Origin of the sequence: Pusillimonas noertemannii, assembly GCF_003096595.1 — a bacterium.
GTDB classification, from domain to species: domain Bacteria; phylum Pseudomonadota; class Gammaproteobacteria; order Burkholderiales; family Burkholderiaceae_B; genus Pusillimonas; species Pusillimonas noertemannii.
Genome location: NZ_QEKO01000002.1, coordinates 528,135 through 550,386 on the forward strand (window position 1 = coordinate 528,135; position 22,252 = coordinate 550,386).

General features: G+C 65.1%; 18 protein-coding genes and 1 riboswitch. Of the genes, 9 read left to right on the plus strand and 9 right to left on the minus strand.

Annotated elements, in window-relative coordinates:
- Nucleotides 1-10 precede the first annotated feature (10 nt).
- Complete coding sequence (locus tag C7440_RS09610; protein ID WP_017524860.1) at nt 11-199, minus strand: DUF3460 family protein; 189 nt, start codon at nt 197-199, stop codon at nt 11-13.
- Nucleotides 200-335: 136 nt separating this feature from the next.
- Here C7440_RS09610 and C7440_RS09615 point away from each other — a divergent pair, with 136 nt between their 5' ends.
- Nucleotides 336-1,709, plus strand: coding sequence for a DHA2 family efflux MFS transporter permease subunit (locus C7440_RS09615; RefSeq protein WP_017524861.1), 1,374 nt, complete (start codon nt 336-338; stop codon nt 1,707-1,709).
- Between the two features lie 27 nt (nt 1,710-1,736).
- Here C7440_RS09615 and C7440_RS09620 read toward each other — a convergent pair whose 3' ends face one another.
- Together C7440_RS09620 and metH are read right to left on the minus strand one after the other, a co-directional pair.
- Nucleotides 1,737-2,576 (minus strand): helix-turn-helix transcriptional regulator, encoded by an 840-nt coding sequence (locus C7440_RS09620; protein ID WP_017524862.1) that lies wholly within the window; start codon nt 2,574-2,576, stop codon nt 1,737-1,739.
- Between the two features lie 20 nt (nt 2,577-2,596).
- Nucleotides 2,597-6,370, minus strand: coding sequence for a methionine synthase (gene metH / locus C7440_RS09625; RefSeq protein WP_116518360.1), 3,774 nt, complete (start codon nt 6,368-6,370; stop codon nt 2,597-2,599).
- A gap of 188 nt (nt 6,371-6,558) precedes the next feature.
- A riboswitch (cobalamin riboswitch) is annotated at nt 6,559-6,747 on the plus strand.
- A 90-nt stretch (nt 6,748-6,837) separates the two neighbouring features.
- On the opposite strand from metH, the gene C7440_RS09630 reads away from it, so the two are divergent.
- The 6 genes from C7440_RS09630 to C7440_RS09655 all read left to right on the plus strand — a co-directional run bounded on the left by C7440_RS09630 (nt 6,838) and on the right by C7440_RS09655 (nt 13,687).
- A complete protein-coding gene (locus C7440_RS09630; RefSeq protein ID WP_116518361.1) occupies nt 6,838-8,664 on the plus strand; it encodes a TonB-dependent receptor domain-containing protein in 1,827 nt (608 codons plus the stop codon).
- Nucleotides 8,665-8,666: 2 nt separating this feature from the next.
- Complete coding sequence (locus C7440_RS09635) at nt 8,667-9,632, plus strand: ABC transporter substrate-binding protein (RefSeq protein ID WP_116518362.1); 966 nt, start codon at nt 8,667-8,669, stop codon at nt 9,630-9,632.
- A 286-nt stretch (nt 9,633-9,918) separates the two neighbouring features.
- Nucleotides 9,919-10,713 (plus strand): thiazole synthase, encoded by a 795-nt coding sequence (locus C7440_RS09640; RefSeq protein ID WP_017524866.1) that lies wholly within the window; start codon nt 9,919-9,921, stop codon nt 10,711-10,713.
- A 30-nt stretch (nt 10,714-10,743) separates the two neighbouring features.
- On the plus strand, nt 10,744-11,553 hold the full coding sequence (thiD, locus tag C7440_RS09645; protein ID WP_017524867.1) for a bifunctional hydroxymethylpyrimidine kinase/phosphomethylpyrimidine kinase: 810 nt from the start codon (nt 10,744-10,746) through the stop codon (nt 11,551-11,553).
- A gap of 100 nt (nt 11,554-11,653) precedes the next feature.
- On the plus strand, nt 11,654-12,334 hold the full coding sequence (locus tag C7440_RS09650) for a protein-L-isoaspartate O-methyltransferase family protein (RefSeq protein ID WP_017524868.1): 681 nt from the start codon (nt 11,654-11,656) through the stop codon (nt 12,332-12,334).
- The gene (locus C7440_RS09655; protein ID WP_116518363.1) at nt 12,335-13,687 is read left to right on the plus strand and encodes a TolC family outer membrane protein; all 1,353 of its coding nucleotides are present in this window, start codon (nt 12,335-12,337) and stop codon (nt 13,685-13,687) included.
- 314 nt (nt 13,688-14,001) lie between these two features.
- On the opposite strand, the gene rfaE2 is transcribed toward C7440_RS09655, so the two are convergent.
- From rfaE2 to ubiE, 6 genes are all read right to left on the minus strand, one after another.
- Entirely contained in the window at nt 14,002-14,484 is a 483-nt protein-coding gene (gene rfaE2 / locus C7440_RS09660) for a D-glycero-beta-D-manno-heptose 1-phosphate adenylyltransferase (RefSeq protein WP_017524870.1), read from the minus strand.
- Nucleotides 14,481-15,341, minus strand: coding sequence for a ferritin family protein (locus C7440_RS09665; RefSeq protein ID WP_017524871.1), 861 nt, complete (start codon nt 15,339-15,341; stop codon nt 14,481-14,483). Before C7440_RS09665 ends, rfaE2 begins: the two co-directional genes overlap by 4 nt.
- Nucleotides 15,342-15,499: 158 nt before the next feature.
- Entirely contained in the window at nt 15,500-17,056 is a 1,557-nt protein-coding gene (gene ubiB, locus C7440_RS09670) for a ubiquinone biosynthesis regulatory protein kinase UbiB (protein ID WP_116518364.1), read from the minus strand.
- A gap of 2 nt (nt 17,057-17,058) precedes the next feature.
- Nucleotides 17,059-17,694 (minus strand): ubiquinone biosynthesis accessory factor UbiJ, encoded by a 636-nt coding sequence (locus C7440_RS09675; RefSeq protein ID WP_243410877.1) that lies wholly within the window; start codon nt 17,692-17,694, stop codon nt 17,059-17,061.
- Between the two features lie 179 nt (nt 17,695-17,873).
- Nucleotides 17,874-18,842, minus strand: coding sequence for a Tim44 domain-containing protein (locus C7440_RS09680; RefSeq protein WP_116518366.1), 969 nt, complete (start codon nt 18,840-18,842; stop codon nt 17,874-17,876).
- Nucleotides 18,843-19,166: 324 nt separating this feature from the next.
- Nucleotides 19,167-19,934, minus strand: a complete 768-nt coding sequence (gene ubiE, locus C7440_RS09685; RefSeq protein ID WP_116518583.1) for a bifunctional demethylmenaquinone methyltransferase/2-methoxy-6-polyprenyl-1,4-benzoquinol methylase UbiE — start codon at nt 19,932-19,934, stop codon at nt 19,167-19,169.
- A gap of 194 nt (nt 19,935-20,128) precedes the next feature.
- Between ubiE and phoB the strand changes: the two genes are divergently transcribed.
- On the plus strand, nt 20,129-20,839 hold the full coding sequence (gene phoB, locus C7440_RS09690; RefSeq protein ID WP_017524876.1) for a phosphate regulon transcriptional regulator PhoB: 711 nt from the start codon (nt 20,129-20,131) through the stop codon (nt 20,837-20,839).
- 44 nt (nt 20,840-20,883) lie between these two features.
- The gene (phoR, locus tag C7440_RS09695) at nt 20,884-22,191 is read left to right on the plus strand and encodes a phosphate regulon sensor histidine kinase PhoR (protein ID WP_017524877.1); all 1,308 of its coding nucleotides are present in this window, start codon (nt 20,884-20,886) and stop codon (nt 22,189-22,191) included.
- Nucleotides 22,192-22,252 lie beyond the last annotated feature (61 nt).

The following is a 22,252-nucleotide window of genomic DNA, read 5'->3' on the forward strand; positions in this document are numbered from 1 at the left end:
GGAGGGGGGTTCAGTCAGTCTGGTAGACGTAGGGACGCTGACAGACCCGCCCCGCCCGGTAGTTTTCGAGCAGTTCGGGATCGAGGTTCTTGTCCCAGAGCCGGGCGCGGCCTTCGCGCTGGCGCTGCTCGGTGTCGGCGTGCTCGCGCTTGTACTGGTTCAGGAACTGGGTGATTTCGGATTCGTAGTGGCGGGCCATATCCTATGTATCGCTATGAGTAACCGTCAACCAAGAGTTTAACGCAGACGAACAAAGTTAGAATGCAGGCATGGCGTCAGACAACCCACCTTCTACAGTTTCCCCCTCTTCCGCACACGAACGCACGGCCATCCGCATGATTCCCTTCATCGTGGGCTGTGCGCTTTTCATGCAGATGCTCGACTCCACCGTCGTCGCCACCGCCCTGCCCGTCATGGCCCGGGCCCTGGGCACCACGCCGGTCAAGATGAACGTCGCCATCACCAGCTACCTGCTGGCGCTGGCCGTATTCGTACCCGTCAGCGGCTGGGCCGCCGACCGCTTCGGGGCACGCCGGGTCTTCATTACCGCCATCGTGCTGTTCACCGTCAGTTCGGTCGCCTGCGCCCTGGCCCAGAACCTGACGCACCTGGTCATGGCCCGCACCGTCCAGGGCATGGCGGGCGCCATGATGGTGCCGGTGGGGCGCGTCATTCTGCTGCGCATGACGCCCAAGGCCGAACTGCTGCGCGCCATGGCCTTTCTTTCCATGCCCGCCCTGCTTGGGCCGATCGTGGGGCCGCCCCTGGGCGGCTTCCTGGTTACGTACACGTCCTGGCACTGGATCTTTCTCATCAACATCCCCGTGGGCGTGCTGGGCATCGCCCTGGTGCTGCGCTATATTTCGCCCGACATTCCCCAGAGCTCGCTGCGGCTGGACTGGCTGGGCTTCATCCTGAGCGGGGTCAGCCTGGCCTGCCTGGTGTCGGGCTTCGAATCCATCGGGCACAACGACGTGTCGCGCACCCAGGTCTTTGTCCTGCTGGGGGTGGGCCTGGGCTGCGGCCTGCTCTACATCTGGCACGCCCGCCATCACGAGCACCCCATCGTCGACCTGTCCCTGCTCAAGGTACGCAGCTTCGCCATTGCCACGCTGGGCGGCAATCTGTGCCGGCTCACGGTGGGCGCCGCCCCCTTTCTGCTGGCCATGATGCTGCAGGTGGGCTTCGGCATGTCGCCCTTTGCGGCTGGGCTGATCACCTTCAGCAGCGCGGCCGGGGCCCTGCTGATGAAGCTCGTCGCCACCCCCGTCATCAACCGCTACGGGTTCAAGCGCGTCCTCGTCGTCAATGCCGTGCTGGCCGGCGCGCTGGTCATGGTATGCGGCCTGTTCAGCGCCCAGACTTCGGTATGGGTGATGATGGGCGTGCTGGTACTGGGCGGCATCTCGCGTTCGCTGCAGTTCACCGCCGTCAACACGCTGACCTATGCCGACCTGGGTTCAGCCGAAATGAGCCGGGCCAGCAGCTTCTCGGCCATGGCGCAGCAACTGGCCATCAGCCTGGGGGTCGGCGGCGCCGCCCTGGTGCTGAACCTGAGCATGAGCTGGCGCGGTGCCGAGCACCTGGAGCCCGTCGACACGTTCTGGGGCTTCATGATCCTGGGCGTCATGGCATGCTTTTCGGCGTTCTCGTTCATGCGGCTGCCCGCCAATGTGGCCCAGCATCTTCGGTCGCGCGCCAAGGCCTGAAGAAAACTGCCCGCCCGGGGCTGGAAATCAGCCGGCCAGCAGCATCACCAGCTTGCAATCGGGGCGTATGGCCGAACGAAAGGTGATCTGGCGAAAGTTCAGCACGCCCTGCCGCGGATGGCGGAAGGCGCGGCTGCCCCCCTCGCGCTCGACCACGGCCTGGCGACGCCACCAGTGCGCAAACACCGGGCTATCGCGCAGCAGACTATCGATCACTTCGCGCACATCGGGCTCTTCGGCATAGGCGGCCACGTCGGCGCGGAATTCGGCCACCACCCTTCGCGCCCGCAACTCCCAGTCCACCACCAGTTGCTGGGCGGCCGGATCCAGGAAAATATAGCGCAGCAGGTTGGGCCGCTGGACGCGGTCGGGCCAGCCGTCGAAAAGCTGCAGCATGGCCTCGTTGCGCGCCAGCACGTTCCAGCAACGGTCGAGTACGTATGCGGGCGCCTCGATGCTGTGCACGCAGTCTTGCAGCCCTTCGGGCAGCGGTTCGGCAAGCTCGCCGCCGTGCTCGGGATCGGCGCACTCGGCCAGCTCGAACAGATAATGGCGCTCGGCGCGCGTCAGGTGCAGCACATTGGCCAGGCGCGCCCAGACGGCGGGCGACACCGACACGTCGCGCCCCTGTTCTATCCACGTATACCAGGTGACACTGATGTCGCCCAACTGGGCGACCTCTTCGCGGCGCAGCCCCGGGGTGCGGCGGCGGGCGCCGGGCGGCAGGCCGACGCTTTCGGGCGAGACCCGCGCACGCACGCTGCGCAGGAAGTCGCCCAGCGCGGCCCGGCGCACCGAGCGGGCCTGGCCTTCCGTCTGGCGGCCCGAGGGCTCGGAAGCCTGCTGGGGGGGATCGGAAGCCGCCATGTCGTCACCCTTGTGATCGGTCAGCGCAGGACGCTGGCGAGCGTGCGGCGCACGTCGTCTTCTTCGCGCCCGCTGCGCCGGACATAGTCTTGCAGCTGGTCGACGCCGATGTGGCCCACGTTGAAATACTGCGACTGCGGATGGCTGAGATAGAAACCCGACACGCTGGACGCCGGATACATGGCATAGCTGTCGGTAAGCTGCATGCCGATCTCTTCAGGGCGCAGATGCAGGAACATCTCTTTCTTGACCACGTGCTCGGGGCAGGCGGGATAGCCGGGCGCCGGACGTATGCCCTGGTATTTCTCGGCGATAAGCGCCTGATTGTCCAGCGTCTCGTCGGGCACATAGCCCCACAGGTCGCGCCGCACGCGCGCGTGCAGGCATTCGGCGAAACCCTCGGCGAAACGGTCGGCCAGCGCCTTGAGCATGATGCTGGAGTAGTCGTCGTTGTCGTCGAGAAAGGCCTTGTCGCGGGCTTCGATGCCCAGCCCGCCCGTCACGGCGAACATGCCGATGTAGTCGGCCACGCCGCTGCTCTTGGGCGCGATGTAGTCCGCCAGGCATTTGTTGTCGACCCCGTCGCGCTTCACAGTCTGCTGGCGCACGTTGCGCCAGGTGAACAGCACCTGGGAACGCGACTCGTCGCTGTAGACCTCGATATCTTCGTCATTGACGGTATTGGCCGGATAAAAGGCCACCACGCCGCTGGCGGTCAGCCAGCGTCCGTCGATGATCTTGCGCAGCATGGCCTGGCCTTCTTCGAATACCTTGGCCGCCTGCTCGCCCACCACCTTGTCCTGCAGAATGGCCGGGTACTGGCCGAACAGGCTCCAGGTCTGGAAGAACGGCGTCCAGTCGATGTAGCGCGCAATCTCGGCCAGGTCGTAGTTTGCGAAGGTGCGCCGGCCTATGAACTTGGGCCTGGGCGGCACATAGGCCGACCAGTCGATGGCGGGCCGGGCGGCGCGGGCGTCTTCCAGGCTGACCAGCGGGGTTTCCTTGCGGTTGGCGTGGCGCTTGCGCACCAGCTCGTACTCTTCGGCCACCTCGGCCAGGTATGCGTCGCACTGGTCGGACATGAGACTGGTGGCCACGCCCACCGAGCGGCTGGCGTCGGGCACGTAGATGACCGGGCCCTCGTAGTTGGGGGCGATCTTTACCGCCGTGTGCACCCGGCTGGTGGTGGCGCCGCCCACGAGCAAGGGCATATTGCGGCTCAGGAAGTAGTCGTCGCGCTGCATCTCGGACGCCACATAGGCCATTTCCTCGAGGCTGGGGGTGATCAGCCCCGACAGCCCGACGATGTCGGCCTTTTCTTCCTTGGCCTTGGCCAGGATGTCGGCGCAGGGCACCATCACCCCCATGTTCACCACTTCAAAGTTATTGCATTGCAACACCACGGTGACGATGTTCTTGCCGATGTCGTGCACGTCGCCCTTGACGGTGGCGATGACGATCTTGCCCTTGGGGCGCACGTCGCCGCCCGCCGCCGCAATCTGGCGCTTTTCCTCTTCAATGAAGGGCACCAGGTGGGCCACCGCCTGCTTCATCACGCGCGCCGACTTGACGACCTGGGGCAGGAACATCTTTCCCGCGCCGAACAGGTCGCCCACCACGTTCATGCCGTCCATCAGCGGGCCTTCGATGACCTGGATGGGCCGCCCGCCCTGATCGGCGATCTTCTGGCGCACCTCTTCAGTGTCTTCGACGATGAAGGTGGTAATGCCGTTGACCAGCGCATGGGTCAGGCGCTGCTCGACCGCCTGCTCGCGCCAACTCAGGTCTTCTTCCTTGCGCACGCCCGAGCCCTTGACCGTTTCGGCGAACTCGACCAGGCGCTCGGTGCTGCTGCGCTCGTCCTTCGGGTCGGTGCGCCCGACGGGCTCGGGCCGGTCGAGCACGACGTCTTCGACCAGGTCGCGCAGTGTCTTGTCGATGTCCTGGTAGACACCCAACTGGCCCGCATTGACGATGCCCATCGTCAGACCCTGCTGGATGGCGTAGTACAGGAAGACGGTATGGATGGCCTCTCGCACGGGCTCGTTGCCCCGGAACGAGAAGCTGACATTGGAAATGCCGCCCGACACGCGTGCATGGGGCAGGTTTTGCGTAATCCAGCCCACCGCCTCGATGAAGTCCATCGCATAGTGGTCGTGCTCCTCAATGCCGGTGGCGATGGCGAACACGTTGGGGTCGAAGATAATGTCTTCGGGCGGGAAGCCCACCTCTTCGACCAGCAGCCGATAGGCTTCGCCGCAGATGTCCTTGCGCCGCTGCAGGGTATCGGCCTGGCCTTTTTCGTCGAACGCCATGACCACCACCGCCGCGCCGTACTTGCGACACAGCCTGGCATGCTCGAGAAAGGGGCCCACCCCTTCCTTCATGGAAATCGAATTGACGATCGGCTTGCCCTGTATGCAGCGCAGCCCGGTCTCGATGACCTCCCATTTGGAGCTGTCGACCATGATGGGCACGCGGGCGATGTCGGGCTCGGAAGCCACCAGGTTCAGGAAACGGTGCATGCAGGCGACCGAATCCAGCATCGCCTCGTCCATGTTGATGTCGATGATCTGGGCGCCGTTTTCGACCTGCTGGCGCGCCACCGCCAGCGCGTCTTCGTATTTTTCTTCGCGAATCAGGCGCAGGAACATCTTGCTGCCGGTGGCGTTGGTGCGCTCGCCGACGTTGATGAACAGCGACTCGGCATCGAAATTAAGGCCTTCGAGGCCCGACAGGCGGGTGCGCACCGGCACCTGGGGCACTTGGCGCACCGGCAGTTCGGCCGTCTTCTCGGCGATGGCACGGATATGCTCGGGAGTGGTGCCGCAGCAGCCGCCCACCATATTGACCAGCCCCGCCCGGGCGAACTCCTCGAGCAGCGAAGAGGTGTCGCCGGGGGTTTCGTCGAAGCCGGTCTCGGCCATGGGATTGGGCAGACCCGCGTTGGGGTAGACACACAGGTAGGTGTCGCAGATTTTGGATAGTTCGGCGACATAGGGCCGCATCAGCGCCGCGCCCAGCGCGCAGTTCAGGCCTATGGTTATGGGACGTGCATGCCGCACCGAATTCCAGAAGGCCTCGACGGTCTGGCCCGAAAGAATGCGCCCGGACGCGTCGGTGACCGTGCCCGAGATCATGACCGGCAGGCGCACGCCCCGCTCTTCGAACACGCTTTCGACCGCGAAGATGGCCGCCTTGGCATTGAGCGTGTCGAAGATCGTCTCGATCAGCACGATGTCGATGCCGCCGTCGAGCAGGCCGTTCAGTTGCTCAGTGTACGCGGCGCGCAGCTCTTCGAACGTTACGTTGCGCGCGGCCGGGTCGTTGACGTCGGGCGAGATGGAGGCCGTCTTGGGCTGGGGCCCAAGCGCCCCGGCGACAAAGCGCGGCCGCTCTGGGGTGCTGAACTCGTCGCAGGCCTGGCGGGCCAGGCGGGCCGACTCAACGTTCAATTCGTAGGCGATGTCGGCCAGCCCGTAATCGCCCTGCGCGATCGAGGTCGCGCCAAAGGTATTGGTCTCGATCACATCGGCCCCCGCCTCGAGATACTGGCGGTGGATCTGCAGGATGAGATCGGGCCGGATGAGGGACAGCAGCTCGTTGTCGCCCTTGACGTCCCTGGGATGCTCGGCAAAGCGCTCGCCCCTGAAATCCAGTTCGGTCAGCTTGTGCTGCTGGATCATGGTGCCCATGGCGCCGTCCAGGATCATCATGCGGCTGGCCAGAAGACGCGCGAACTCGGCGCCATGGGTATAGGAAGAAAGGGGATAAGGCAGGGAAGGATGGGACACGCGGCTACCTGAAAGAACGGGCGAAGGCCGGCTCGGCCGGCATGGTAATTGGCTAAGGGAACACTCTATTGTAACGAGTATGCCCGGCCGGGCCGCCGCGGCGCCGCTGCGGCGGCCGCATCGGCCAGCCTGGCCCATGTTCCCGCGCATCCCGATCAGGCGCCGGCCGCCCCTGGATCGTCCTCGGGTTAAAATCGCCCTCGGAGGTGCTTTCGGCTTCGCGTCCGGCCATGCTGGCCGCAATGCTGCGAAAGTTCAATGGGAAACAGTCCGCCGCCCGCATCGCTTCGATGAAGGGCCGCGCAAGCTGTGCTGCCCCCGCAACGGTACCGTGTCCTTGACACCAGCCCGACACCAGCCTTCACCGAGCCCGTTCCGGCCCGCCGGCGCACAGCGCCGGGCGAATCCGCCGCAACGGTTTTTCCTCTCGTGGCGTGCGGGGACGCACGCCGTGCTCAGGTACCATAATGAAAAAAGTCTTCCGGGCGCGCGCACTGGCCGCCCTTTCTTTCTGTATTGCCCCCGCTTCCCTCTACGCCCAGACCCCGGTTTCCCAGCTTGAAGACATCGTCGTCACGCCCGGCCGCATCGCACAGGCCCAGGCCGACGCGCTGGGCGACGTCACCGTCATCGGCCGCGACGAACTCGCCGGGGCCGGCCAGGACAGCCTGGCCCAGATCATGTCCCGCCACCATGGCATCCAGTTCGCCGACTCCGGCGGCCCCCAGACCCCGACCAGCGTCTTCCTGCGCGGCGCCAATGCCAACCAGACCCTGGTGCTGGTCGACGGCGTGCGCATCAACAGCTCGACCCTCGGCAACATTAACTGGAACGCCCTGGACCCGGCCCTGATAGAGCGCGTCGAGGTGCTGCGGGGCGCGGCCAGCAGCCTGTACGGCTCGGACGCCATCGGCGGCGTGGTCAACATCATCACCCGCAGGGACGGCGGCGACCGGCCGCTTCAGGCCCACGGGAATCTCGGCTTCGGCAGCCACGGCACGTTCAAGTCCAGCGCGGGCGCCTCGGGCGCGCAAGATGGTTGGGACTATGCCTTCTCGGCCAGCGTGGCCGAAAGCGATGGATACAGCGCCACCGGCCCGCTGGCCCTGTTCGGCGCCTATCACCCCGATCGCGACGGCTACAGCCAGCATGGCTTCTCGGGCTCGCTGGGCTACCGCTGGAAGCCGGGCCATCACATCGGCCTCACCGCCTACAATAACTATATCGACGCCGACTACGACAACGGCGAATTCTCTCATCCCCTGCACGCCATCACGCGCCAGCAAGCCTACACGCTGACCAGCACCGATCAGCTCACCGACCGCTGGCAAAGCGTCCTGCGCTTCGGCCTGACCAAAGAGATGGGCGACGACCGCGACCCCTTCTATCCTGCCACCTACGGCAGCCTTCAGCGCAGCTACTCCTGGCAGAACACCCTGCAGGTGGACGAGCGGCAAAGCCTGTCGCTGTCCCTCGAGCGCCTCGAGGAAAGAGCGCGCGGCAGCAACGTCTACCAGGAAGACCGGCGCGACACGAACTCGGCCGGGCTGATCTGGCGCGGCAACTTCGCGCGGCATCACCTGCAGGCCAGCGCGCGCAACGACAACATCTCGGGCTACGGCAACCAGGCCACAGGCTCTTTGGCCTACGATTACGACATCGCGCCGGGCTGGCGCGTGGGCGTGGCGGGCAACACCGGCTTCAAGGCCCCCACCATGAGCGACCTCTACGGGCCCTGGGGCTCGAACCCCGATCTGCAGCCTGAAAAGTCCCGCAACATCGAAGCCAGCCTGCGCTACACCTCGGCCGAATACGAAATGGGCCTGACCGCCTATCGCAACAAGGTGCGCAACCTCATCGCCAGCGATGAAACCTACACCATGCAGAACATCGATTCGGCCACGCTGCGGGGCGTCTCGCTGACAGGCAGCCGCAACTGGGGCGACACCCGGGTGCATGCCGGCTTCGACTACCTGGACGCACGCAACGACGAGACCGGATCGAGACTGGCCCGACGAGCCCGGCACAGCTACCGCATCGGCGTCGACCACCAGATCGGCCAGTTCGCGCTGGGCGCGCAATACCGCTTCACCGGCCATCGCTACGACGACGCGGCCAACACGACCCGCCTGGGCGGCTATGGGTTGCTCGACCTTACAGCCTCGTACGCCTTCACGTCGAAAGTGGCGGTGCAGGTCCGCTGGAACAACGTATTCGACAAGGACTACGCCAATGCCTATGGCTACAACATGCCCGGTTCCAATGTGTTCGTGAACCTGGCCCTGAAGATGTAGCCATGCCGCATCCGCGCCCGGCTCCGTTTTCCGACACCGCTTTGCGGCTGGGCCGCGGACGGCCCATGCCACCGGCCGGGAGGCTGAGCCGGCTTGGGTGCGGGCGGCTGCTGCAGCGGGCGGCAAAGCTCTTGACTGCGGTATGCCTGCTGGCCGGGCTGCCGGCCTGGGCGCAAGGCGCCGACCTCCCCAGCCGGGTCGTGACGCTGGCGCCCCACATCACCGAAATGGTGTTTGCCGCCGGCGCCGGCGAACGCCTGGTCGGCACCGTGGCCAGCAGCAACTACCCGGCCGCCGCACGCGCCCTGCCCAAGGTCGGCGACGGCGTGGCCAGCATCAATGCCGAAATGCTGGCGCGCCTGGCGCCCGACCTGGTGCTGGCCTGGCACGACTCGGGCGCCGTAAAGGCCGTGGCCCCCTTGCTGGAAAGCCTGCGCATCGACGTGGAGTTCCTGGCCCCGGCCCGGCTGGACGACATCCCCGGCCAGATCGAGCACCTGGGCAAGCGCCTGGGCACCACAGGGCAAGCCGGGCGGGCCGCTGCCGCGCTGCGCGGCGAGTTGCGCGGGCTGCGCAGCCGCTACGCCCATCGCCCGCCCGTATCCGTCTTCATAGCGATCGGCCACTCGCCTATATACGCCGTGGGCAAGGACATGCTGCTGAACGACGCCCTGCAAGCCTGCGGCGGCGTCAACATCTTTCAGGACGGCCCCCTTGCCGCCCTGCCCATAGGCGTCGAGCGCATCCTGGCGGAACGGCCCGACGTCATCCTGGCGGCCGCCGCGACGCCGCAGGATGAGCGCCGGACCCGGGAGCAATGGGCCTCGCTGGGCCTGGCCCCGGAAACGGGGACCCATGTATACGGCATCGACCCCGACACCCTCTTCCGCCCCGGCCCCCGCCTGATCGAGGCCACCGGCGGGCTGTGCGAAAAGCTGGAACGCGCCCGCAAGGGAACGGGTCGATAAAACATTGCGTCGCCCTGAGGGCGCCTGGGCTCGCCATGCTACGTTGCAAATCCGCGCGATAGCTACAGCTATCGCTGTGGTTTGCGCCTTGCCTGACAAGCCCATGCATCCGAATATAAGCACACAATTAACCAAACAGGACACTCGCCCTTCCGCTGCACAAACCCCGCCAAATGCTTTATCCTTTTACATTGATTGCAGCAAATCCTTCACAGACGGCACGCCGGCCCCGCGTCAATCCAACTGCTCGACCCACGCCGGCGCCCGTACGCCACCTCTCTTGTAAATGACTCATTCAGACACTTTCAAGCTCGCCGGCCGCGAATACACGTCGCGTCTGCTGGTGGGCACCGGCAAGTACAAAGACTTCGAACAAACCCGCGCCGCCATCCAGGCCAGCGGTTCGCAGATCGTCACCGTCGCCATCCGCCGCACCAATATCGGCCAGAACGCCGGCGAGCCCAATCTACTCGACTTCCTGCCGCCGTCGCAGTTCACCATATTGCCCAATACCGCCGGCTGCTATACGGCCGACGACGCCGTGCGCACCCTGCGCCTGGCGCGCGAGCTGCTCGACGGCCACGACCTGGTCAAGCTCGAAGTACTGGGCGACCCCAGCAACCTCTTCCCCAACATGCCTGAAACCCTCAAGGCCGCCAAAACCCTGGTGGACGACGGCTTCAAGGTCATGGTGTACTGCGCCGACGACCCGATCCAGTGCCGCATGCTCGAAGACCTTGGCTGCGTGGCCATCATGCCGCTGGCGTCGCTCATCGGCTCGGGCATGGGCATACTCAATCCCTGGAACCTGCGCCTCATCATCGACCAGGCCAGTGTCCCGGTGCTGGTCGATGCCGGCGTGGGCACCGCCTCCGATGCCGCGGTCGCCATGGAGCTCGGCTGTGACGGCGTCCTCATGAACACTGCGATCGCGGGCGCGCGCGACCCCATCCTGATGGCAAGCGCCATGAAGAAAGCCGTCGAGGCCGGGCGCGAAGCCCACCTTGCCGGCCGCATGCCGCGCAAGTTCTATAGCGCCGACCCCAGCTCGCCCGCCGAGGGGCTGATCCAGTCGCGCTAGCCGCGGCCCGATACCGGTATTCGTCAAGACATGATTCCGAACACTCTTTCCATCGCCGGGGTCGATCCTTCCGGCGGCGCCGGCGTACTGGCCGACGTCAAGGCCATGAGCGCATTGGGCGCGTACGGCATGGCGGTGGTGGCCGCGCTTACCGCCCAGAACACACGGGGCGTAACAGGCATCAGCCCTGTGCCGCCCGAGTTCGTGGCGCTGCAGATCGACACCCTGTTCTCCGATGTGCGCGTGGATGCCGTCAAGATCGGCATGCTGGGCCAGCAGGGCGTCACGCGGGCCGTGGCCGAAAGGCTGGCCCACTGGAAGCCCGAGCACGTCGTGCTCGATCCGGTCATGATCGCCAAAAGCGGCGATGCCCTGCTCGAGCGCAGCGCCATCGACGAGCTGCGCGAGAGCCTGCTGCCCCTGGCCACCGTGCTTACGCCCAACCTGCCCGAGGCGGGCGTGCTGGTGGGCGGCTCGGCGGCCGACAATCTGCGCGACATGCGCAGGGTGGCCGAGAAGCTGCGCCGCCAGTTGAGCGACTCGGGCCAGCGCTGGGTCTTTCTCAAGGGCGGCCATTTGCCGGGCTCCGACACCATCGATCTGCTGCACGACGGCGACCAGATGATAGAGCTGCCCGGCCGCCGCATCGACACGCCCAATACACACGGCACGGGGTGCACACTTTCGGCCGCGCTGGCCGCCCTGCTGCCCCAGACCGGCGATCTGCCCGAAGCCGCCCGCCGGGCCAAAGCCTATCTGGTGGCGGCCATCGGCCAGGCCGACCGGCTAAGCGTCGGATCGGGCCATGGCCCCGTGCAGCACTTCCACGCCTGGTGGTGAATCCCGCCGCGCCCGGGGCGCGGCAAGCCAGGGGCGCGGCAGGCCTTGCAACGAATCGGTACAATGGGCCAGTTTGCCTTTCTCTTTTCTACATGACGTCATGACCGCGACTGGCCTCTCCGAAACCGAACTCGCCCGCTTCAACATGATCGAGCAGCAGATCCGCCCCTGGCAGGTGCAAGACCACCGCGTGCTGCAGGCCCTGCTCGACGTGCGCCGCGAGCGTTTCGCGCCGTCCCGGCTGCAGGCCCTGGCTTTCTCGGATGTCGAGCTGCCCCTGGTCATCAATGCCGTCGACACGCACGAAACCATGCTGACGCCCAAGGTCGAGGCCCGCCTGGCCCAAGAGCTGCAGCTCACGCCCAGTGACTGCGTCCTCGAGATCGGCACGGGCTCGGGCTACCAGGCAGCCCTGCTGGCCCGACTGGCGCAACAGGTTACCAGCATCGAAATCGACAGCCGCATCGCCGCCTTCGGCATCGAGAACCTTCACCGCAACAAGGTCGGCAACGTCAAGGTCGAGATCGGCGACGCCCACGCGGGCTGGGGCACGGCCGAATACGACGCCATACTCCTTACCGGCTCGGTGCCCACCGTTCCCGACGCCCTCAAGTACCAGCTCAGCATAGGCGGCCGCATGGTCGTCGTGGTCGGCACTCAGCCCGTCATGACCGCATGCCGCATCACCCGGACAAGCGCAGCCAGTTTCGACACTGAAGGCCTGTTCGATACCGTCATCAAGCCACTGCGCGGTACGGCGGTGTCTCAATTCAAGTTCTGAATGCGCCGCCGCCCACTGCTTGCCCTGGCCGCAGCGGCAATGTCGCTGGGCGTGTGTTTTCCTGCGCTGGGCCAGGACTTGCTTTCGGTGTGGTCCGCGGCGCTGCAGCGCGACCCCGCCTACGCCGCGGCGCGTGCCGGCCGCAACGCCGACCAAGAGAAAATCCCGCAGGCCCGGGCCCGGCTGCTGCCCTACATCACGCTTGATTCCAGCGGTGAAATCGAAGACGTCCGCCGCACGCACAACCTTCAGCACTACGAGACCCGCCGCGTCGGGCTATGGGCCCTGACGCTTACCCAGCCCATTATCGACATCGGCAAGTGGGACCAGCTGCGCCAGTCCGAATACATCGCCGACTCGGCCAACCTGGCCTTGCAGCAGGCCTACCAGGACCTGATCCTGCGCGTCGCCCAGGCGTATTTCGAAGTACTCGCCAGCCAGGACACCCTCGAAACCATCAAGGCCCAGAAGCAGGCGGTCGAAACCCAGCTACATGCGGCCGAGCGGGGTTTCCAGGTGGGGGCCACCACGGTTACCGACATCTACGAGGCGCGTTCGCGCCTCGACCTGCTCAACGCGTCCGAAATCGAGGCGCACAACGCCCTGCAGGTCAGCGAGGACATGCTCGCCAAGATCATCGGCGAGCGTCCCGGCAAGCTGCTGGGGCTCGATCCCGACACCTCGCTGCCGCCTCCCGCTCCGGCGCGCCTTGACGAATGGACCACGCAATCGTCGCAGGCCAGCCTCGATGTCGCGCGGGCGCGGCTCGACGCCCTGATCATCGAGAAACAGATCGACATCGCCCGCAGCGGCCATTACCCCACGCTAAGCCTTTACGCGCAAACGGGCAGTGCCAGCGACCAGGGCATCTACGGCCAGCGCAACGGCCCGCGCTCGGTGGATTCGGCAGTGGGGCTGCAGCTTTCCATCCCGATCTTCAGCGGCGGCGAGATTTCCTCGCAGGTGCGCGAACAGACTTCCCGCCTGCAGCAGGCGCGCTACGTCCACGAGGCGGCCAAGCGCCAGGCGGTGCAATCCACGCAGCAGTATTTCTCTGGCGTCACCTCGGGCCTGGCCCGCATCCAGGCGCTGCGGGCGGCCGAAGAATCAAGCCAGGCATCGCTCGAGGCCAATCGCACCGGCTATGAACTAGGAGTGCGGGTGAACATCGATGTGCTCAACGCCCAGCAGCAGCTGTTCGAAACACGGCGCGCGCTATCGCGGGCCCGCTACGATACGCTGATGAACAGCCTGCGCCTGAAGGCCGCCAGCGGCATACTCACCGACGAGGACATCGTCGCCATCAACGCGCTGCTCGAAGAAAGGCGCGGCCCGACCACGACCCAACGCTAGGTACTACTCTCTCGCCGCTAATACTTGATCAGAGGGCGAGGGGCGGTAAACTCTTTGCAGGCCGTCCAGCGGGCGCCGAATTTCTCTGCTTTGGTCGGGGGCTTTCGGCGACAGCCTGTTTGAATCCCGAGCTCCGTAGGAGCGAGGTTGAGTTCTGCCGCCGCCCGGCCAAAGCAGAGAAATTCGGGAAGCCCGAAGGGCCGCATGATGCGGCCTGCAAAGAGTTTACCGCCCCTCGCCTGGCTCAAGAACCCAAAGAATGGCTACGACGCTAAAAAGCGCCTCGGCAGAGCATTAAGCTTCGACTCCCAGGCTCAAGAACGAATCTTCCGCACAAGCGAAGTCGTCGAACGCTGAAACTCGAACGGTATCGCCACCGCGCGCCCGCCCCAGGATTCGACCAGGGCCGTCTCGGGCAACACGCTCATGTCGTAGTCGCCCCCCTTCACGATGACGTCGGGGCGCAACTGCCCGATGAGCTCGAGCGGGGTGTCTTCATGGAAGAAGGTGACATGCGAAACGCTGGCCAGCGCCGCCAGCAGCGCCGCCCGGTCGGCCTGGGCATTGAGCGGCCGATCGGCGCCCTTTCCCAGGCGGCGCACCGAAGCGTCGGTGTTCACGGCCACGATAAGCGTGGCGCCCAGCTGTGCCGCCTCGTCAAGATAGCTGACGTGGCCGCGATGCAGAATATCGAATACGCCGTTGGTAAATACCAGCGGACGCGCAAAATCGCCCGCTTGCGCGCGGGCGACGCATTCTTCGCGCGAAAGTACCTTGGCCTCGAAACGGGCGCTCATGCACCCGCCGTCGCAGGCTGGTTCTTGATCAGTCCCTTGCGATAGCGATTGAGGTCTTGCACCGTATTGAAGGTGGTGTCCATCAGCAGCGACAGGTTGTGCAGGATGCGGGCGCTGACCTTGCCCTCCCATTCCTTGTCGAAGCAGATCTGGTTGTCGAGCCAGTTCTCGAGCCAGCCCGGGCTGGGAAGCTGGGACTGCACCGTGTCGTTGGGGAACATGTCTTTGTTGACATGCAGATTGGTGGGGTGCAGCGCCTGGGGCGTGCGGTGGGCCGAAGCCATGAGCACGCCTATCTTCGAGAAAGCCAGCCTGGCATGCTGGCCGAACTCCATGCCCTGATGCACCAGGGCGCGCTTCATGTAGCGCAGATAGGCGCCCGCGTGGCGCGCCTCGTCTTGTGCAATGATTTTGTAGATGGCCTTGATGACGGGCTCGGTATGCCAGTCGGCCGCGCGGCGATACCAATGGTTCAGGCGCACCTCCCCGCAAAAATGCAGCATCAGGGTTTCGAGCGCTGGGGCCGGATCGAACTCGAAGCGCACTTTGTGCAGCTCTTGTTCGGTGGGCATGAGCTCGGGACGGAAACGGCGCAGGTATTCGATCAGCGCCAGCGAGTGCTTTTGCTCTTCGTAGAACCAGATCGACATGAAGGCGCAAAAGTCGCTGTCGTCGCGGTTGTCGCGCAAGAACATCTCGGTCGCCGGCAAGGCTGCCCACTCGGTGATGGCGTTCATCTTGATCGTGTAGGCTTGTTCGTCCGAGAGTTTACTTGCCTCGAACTGGTCCCAGGGGATGTCAGAGGCCATGTTCCAGCGCACTGCTTCCATCGATTTGAACAATTCAGGATAAAGCATAAGAATCTCTCTTGGTTTTCATGGTTTTCGTGGGCATGCTGCACACGTGTCGTCGACAAGCCTATGCCCCGCTTAGCGTAGACCTGGAGCCCGCTGTCGCAAGAACGACAATAGACCCTTTACTTGACAAATTCATTCAAATAAGCGTAATACCCAATTCAATGGGCTGCAAGTGCCCAAATTGCAACACCGATCGCCACCGCCACCGTGGCGGCAAACACGATCAGCAGCCTGTTGGAGTGTTCTTGGGCCTTGCGCAGCCGGGTCAGCTCGGCATGCACATGGGGCAGCATATTGGGGCGCGACAGCGCCGCGTAGGTAAGGCGCGGTAGCTGGGGCAGCATCTGCCCCCACTGGGCCGCTTCTTGTTCCATGCGCTTGCGCACGCCGGCAAGGCCCACCCGCTCGCGCATCCAGCGCTCGAGATAAGGCTTGGCCGTCTTCCAGAGATCGAGGTTGGGATCCAGCTCGCGTCCCATGCCCTCGACGTTCAACAGTGTCTTTTGCAACAGCACCAGTTGCGGCTGGATCTCGACATTGAAGCGCCTTGACGTCTGGAAGAGGCGCATCAGCACCTGGCCCAGCGAGATCTCGGCCAGGGGGCGGTCGAAATAGGGCTCGCATACCGCACGCACCGCGCCCTCGAGTTCTTCTTCGCGCGTATCGGGCGGCACCCAGCCCGATTCGATGTGCAACTGGGCCACCCGCCGGTAGTCGCGCCGGAAAAAGGCCAGGAAGTTCTGGGCCAGATAGTTCTTGTCGTGCTCGGACAAAGAGCCCACTATGCCGAAGTCGAGCGCAATGTAGCGCCCCAGCGTCTCGGGCGCGTCAGAAACGTAGATATTGCCCGGATGCATGTCGGCATGAAAGAAGCCGTCGGTAAAGACCTGCATGAAGAAGATCTCGACCCCCGTGCGGGCCAGCAGTTCGATGTCGACGCCCGCGTCGCGCAGCCTGTCGAGCTGGCTGACAGGTATGCCCCGCATGCGCTCCATGGTGAATACGGTGCTGGCGGTGTACTGCCAGACCACTTCGGGCACTATCAGCAGATGGTTGCGTCCGGTTTCAGGGCCGAAGTTGCGCCGCAGCTGGCTGCAATTGGCCGCCTCGCGCATGAGGTCCAGCTCGTCATGCAGGTATTTGTCGAATTCGGCCACCACCTCGCGCGGCTTGAGGCGCCGGCCGTCGGGAAGCAGGCGCTCGACCATGCCCGCCAGTATGCGCATCAGGGCCAGGTCTTTGTCGATGACCTTGAGCATGCCCGGCCGCAGCACCTTGACCGCCACTTCCCGCCCGTCGTGCAGCACCGCGAAATGCACCTGGGCCACAGAGGCCGAGGCCACGGGCTTGGTCTCGAAATGCTGGAACAGCTTGTGGGGCGAGGCGCCCAGCGCCGCCTCGATGCAAGCAACCGCCTGCTCGGAGGGGAAGGGCGGGACGCGGTCTTGCAGCAGGGCCAGCTCGGTGGCCACATCGTGGGGAATGAGGTCTCGTCTTGTAGAGAGAACCTGGCCGAACTTGACGAAGATGGGCCCCAGCGCCTCGAGCGCCAGGCGCAGACGCACGCCCCGCGCCATGCGCGGCGGCCGCCCAAAGCGCACGACCTTCAGCAGGCCATGGGCCACAGGATGCTTGATGCTCGACAGCACGAGCTCGTCGAGCCGGTAGCGCAGGCATACGAGGACGATGCGAATAAGGCGGCACAGCGTCAGCATGGTCAGGCGCGCCCCGCGTGATGCGCGCCGCGGCGTTCGATGCGCAGGACCTGCTGCTCGAGGCGGCCAAGCCGCTGCTGCATGGCCTGCAGGCGGTCGCGCCAGTCTTCGAATGCCGGCCGCCCCAGCACCTGGGGACTTTCTTCGACAAGGTACTCGGCCGCGTTCTCGGCCAACCGGGCCGTGGAGCGCCGGGCGGCGCCGGCTAGGTTGCGTCCCGCGCCTGTAATGCGGACGGCGGCCACGTCGCCGACCAGGCGCGACAGGTCGTCTTCGATATCCCAGCGCAGCCCCTGCGCAAGCTCGGAAACCACCTGCGCCAGGCCCGCATCGCCCTGTATGTGCAGCAAGGCGGTGATTTCGTCGGTATTGCCGCGACGCAATATAGCGGGCAGCTGCGCGAGCTTTTCGCCGGGCAAGGTAAGCGTTACATCGGGAACGATGGCGGAATCGCTGGCTTCGACCTGGCCGTCGGACCTTATGGCCAGGCCCACCCGCCACGGCTCGGCCACGAACCGCAGCGACTTGCCGGCGTGGCGGGCAAGCCGCTCTTTGGCCCAGTCTTCGCGACGCAACAAGCTATTGAGCAAGCGGGCAAACAAAGAAGCCGGGGCGGGGAATGGCAAGAAAGAAAACATGATGAGGCGGGACTGCGGCGCGGCGGCCGCCCTTTGCAAAAGGTATCAGGCCCTAAGTTTAACGGTTTTGGAAGGGCCGGAGGTCCAGTCATGAAAACACTCCAAAAGCGGGCAAGGCCGCTTTTGGAGTGTTTGGCAGGCAGGGTAAAGGCGGCCGGCTGGCGCCGGCCCGCTATAGGTCAGTCAGCCCGCTGTCCGGAGATCTGCTGGATGCCGGCCAGCAGCCAGCCGGCGCTCTCGCCCTTGTAGAGATTCCAGACTTCTTCGAAACGGAAGGCCTCGGCGCCCGGCGCCTCGCGCAGCATGCCCGAATAGCGCACGCTGGCCAGGTGGCCGCCGGCAACCGCCTCGATGCCCAGAAGCTCGGCATTGAGCAGCACCACCTCGGTGTGCTCGGGCTGGCCCTCGCGCGCCTGGATCTGCGGCCGGAACTCGGCGATGAGGTCGTCGGTAAGGTATTCGCCCAATTCGTCGACATTGCCGCGGTCCCAGATGCCCTGGATCGCGATGAACTGCTTCTTGGCGTTGGCCAGGAATGAAGCCGTATCGAACCCCGCCGGGATGAACCAGCCGTCTTGCGGGGTTTGCTGCGCTACGGGCTCGGGCTCGGCCACCGTGGCGCCCGAGAGCGCGCCCCCGGCAGGCGCCGACGGACGGGCCCAGTCGGAAGCCCCCATGCCTTCGCGCCGCATTGCACCGCCCGCCGCCTGGGTGGCTGTGGCCGGGCCGCCGCCGCGCAGACGGCGCACGATGAACATGATGGCAAATATGACCAGCGCGATGAGGATGAGGCTGGACATCATTTCAAGGAAGGCGCCACCCAGGCCCAGATGGGAAAGCAGCGCGGCAATGCCCAGGCCGGCGGCGATGCCGGCGATGGGGCCCAGAAAGCGCGACATGCCGCTACGGGCGGCCGTGCCTGCCGCAGCGCCCGTGGCCGCCGACGGCGACGTGGCATTGCGCTGGGTGGTATTGGCAGCCGGCGCCTTGGCGGCGGGCTGGTTTTGCGTGACGCGCGACGACTGCGAGCCGAAGCTCTTGCCGCCGCCAAAGCGGCGCGCCTCGGCGTCGAACGAAACGGACACCATGCCCACGGCACAGACCGCCAGCAGGGCCGAGGCAAAAAAACGGGACAAGCGTTGGCTCATCGAGTGCTCCTGTGTTGCCCGGCCGGCGCCCCGCGGCGCCGGCCAAGGAAATGGAATCGGGTTAGAAAAACTTACGCTAACCTGAATATTAGCTTAATTACGACCCATACCCAATATAAAAGTTCATTTATTCACGGCATGGTCGAGCGCCGGCGAAAGGTGTCCGCAAACCGGGCATGGGCATAGCCGGCGCTGCCCGGCAGGCCGGGGCCGGAAATGCCCGCGCAGCCACAGCGGCTGCGCCGGCTTGCTACCAATGGGAAAGCGACTCAGGGCCTGTTGACGCTGAAAGGACAGCCTTACTGGCCGGCAGAGGCCGGCAGCCTAGCCCAGGTTCACGCCTTCGTGCAGGGCGACCAGGCCGGCGCTGAGGTTGAAGAAGCGCACGCGCGACAGGCCCGCCTCGCGCATCATGCCGGCCAGGGTTTCCTGGTCGGGATGCATGCGTATGGATTCGGCCAGATAGCGATAGCTTTGCTCGTCGCCAGCCACTTTTTTACCGAGCCACGGCAGCACGTTGAACGAATACCAGTCGTATGCCGGAGCGAGCGGCTTGGCGATGCGCGAGAACTCGAGCACCAGCAGCTTGCCGCCCGGCTTGAGCACCCGGCGCATCTCGGCCAGGGCCTGGTCTTTGTGTGTCATGTTGCGCAGGCCGAAGGCGACGCTGACCCGGTCGAAATAGGCGTTGGGGAAAGGCAGCTTCTCGGCGTCGCAAACGGCTGTGGGCAGCAGCAGGCCGGCATCGACCATGCGATCGCGCCCCACCCGCAGCATGGAGTCGTTGATGTCGGTGAGCCAGACCTGGCCGTCGGGGCCGGCCTTACGGGCGAAGGCCTTGGACAGGTCGCCCGTGCCGCCGGCGATATCAAGCACCTTCATGCCGGGGCGCACGTCAGCCCGGCCGATGGTAAAGGCCTTCCAGACCCGGTGCAGGCCCGCCGACATCAGGTCGTTCATGACATCGTACTTGGCCGCCACAGAGTGGAAGACCTCGGCCACCTTGCGCGCCTTGTCGGCTTCGTCCACCGTCTGGTAGCCGAAATGCGTGGTGGATGCGCCGGGCGCGGCGTCGCGGGGGGAGTCTTGCATGGCAATGGTCGCTTTGGAATGCTTGAAGCCCCATTTTAGATGAAACCCCGGCCACAAAGCCGGGCCGCCGCCGGCGATGCAACAGGATTCATCCGCTTCCGGGCCGCCCGCCTTCACAAACCTGTAATAATCAAGCCATAAGATGTCAGGGTGAACTATTCTCGAACCATTCATTCAAGCCATCGCCACACGCCATGAGTACAACCATTCTAGTCATCGAAGACGAGCCCGCCATCCAGGAACTGATCTCCGTCAACCTGAGCTTCGCCGGCCATAAAGTGCTGCGGGCCTTCGATGCCGAACAGGCCCAGACGCTGATCCGCGCAGAATTGCCCGACCTCATCCTGCTCGACTGGATGCTTCCGGGCGCCTCGGGCATTACCCTGGCCAAGAAGCTGCGCAGCGACGAACGCACCCGCCAGGTGCCCGTCATCATGCTCACGGCCAAGGGCTCGGAACACGACAAGATCGAAGGCCTCGAGGCCGGCGCCGACGACTACATCACCAAGCCCTTCTCTCCCAAAGAGCTCATGGCGCGCATCAAGGCCGTGCTGCGCCGGCGCGCGCCCCAGCTCACCGACGACATCATTAAAATAGGTACACTGACACTCGATCCGGCCACCCACCGCGTCAGCGGCGACAACCAAAGCCTTACCGTCGGGCCCACTGAATTCCGCCTGCTGCATTTTTTCATGACCCACACCGAACGCGTTTTTTCCAGGGCACAGCTGCTGGACCAGGTCTGGGGCGACCACGTGTTCGTCGAAGAGCGCACCGTCGACGTGCACATCCGCCGCCTGCGCAAAGCGCTCGAGCCCACCGGTCACGACAGCCATATTGAAACGGTGCGCGGTGCCGGCTACCGGTTCGCAGTGCAGCGCCCGGTGCCCGCCGCCGCCCACTGACACAGTCACCAGCCAACCACCGCAAACGCCACAGCGACCGAAGCATGACAAAAACCTTATTCACGATCTGTCTCTGGGCGCTCGTGGCCTGGCTGTGCGGCATCTGGATCAACCCTGTCACCGGCTGGGTGATACTTACCGTGGGCCTCGTCGCCATGATCCTGGTCAGCGGCGTGCAACTGTCCCAGATATCCAGGTGGGTGAAGAACATCGACGAGCCTCCTCCGCCGTCGGTCGGGCCCTGGGACGAAGTGCTGGCCCCCATATACCGCAAGCTGCGCGCCAACCGGCTGGAAATCGACGAGCTCAACCGGAACGTCGAAAGCATCATGCTTGCCGCCGGGGCACTGCCCGACGGGGCCATCACCCTGGACGAAGAAATGGCGGTCACCTGGTGCAACCCGGTGGCTTCCGAGCATATCGGCCTGGACATGAGCAAAGACCGGGGCTTCAGCATATTCAACATCCTGCGCGCGCCCGAGTTCGCCACCTACGCCCGCAGCGAGAAGTGGAAGGACCCGGTGCTGCTGCACATCTCCCGCGAGGGCCAGGAGCGCTCTTTGCTGGTGCAGCTTACCCGCTATGGGGTCAAGCAGTTCCTCATCGTCACGCGCGACGTCACCCAGCTTGAAAAGCTGGAAACCACCCGTAAGGATTTCGTCGCCAACGTCTCGCACGAGCTGCGCACCCCGCTGACCGTGCTGGCCGGCTTCCTGGAAACCGTGCACGACATGCCCGCGCCCTCGATCAGCGACGAACAGCGCGAACACTACTATTTATTGATGATGGAGCAGGCCCGCCGCATGCAGGCCATCGTCGACGACCTGCTGACGCTTTCCACGCTCGAGTCGTCGCCTTCGGGCATGGGCGAGCCGGTGCGGGTCGGCGACCTGATCGAGACCGCCCTGCAGCAGGCCCGCAGCCTGTCGAAAGACCAGCACGTCTTCGTGGTGAACGTCAATGAAGACCTGTACGTGGCCGGCATCGAATCCGAGCTTGCCTCGGGAATCAGCAACCTGCTTACCAACGCCGTGCGCTACACCCCGAAAGACGGCACCATTACGGTCAGCTGGTACCTGACCGAAGCCGGCACCGCCTGCTACTCGGTGCAGGACACGGGCATAGGCATCGCGTCGCAAGATATCCCCCGCCTGACCGAGCGCTTCTACCGCGTCGACCGCGGACGCTCGCGCGCCACCGGCGGCACGGGGCTGGGGCTGGCCATTACCAAGCACGTCGCCATGCGCCACAATGCCGAGCTGAACATCCGCAGCCGCTTCGGCGCCGGCAGCATATTTTCGCTCGAGTTTCCCGCTTCGCGGGTGGTCACCCCCGACGACTCGGTGGCCTGAACCAGGACGGTGCCCGGCAGGCCCGGCCCGCCGAACATCGCCGCGCGGCAAGCATCAGGCA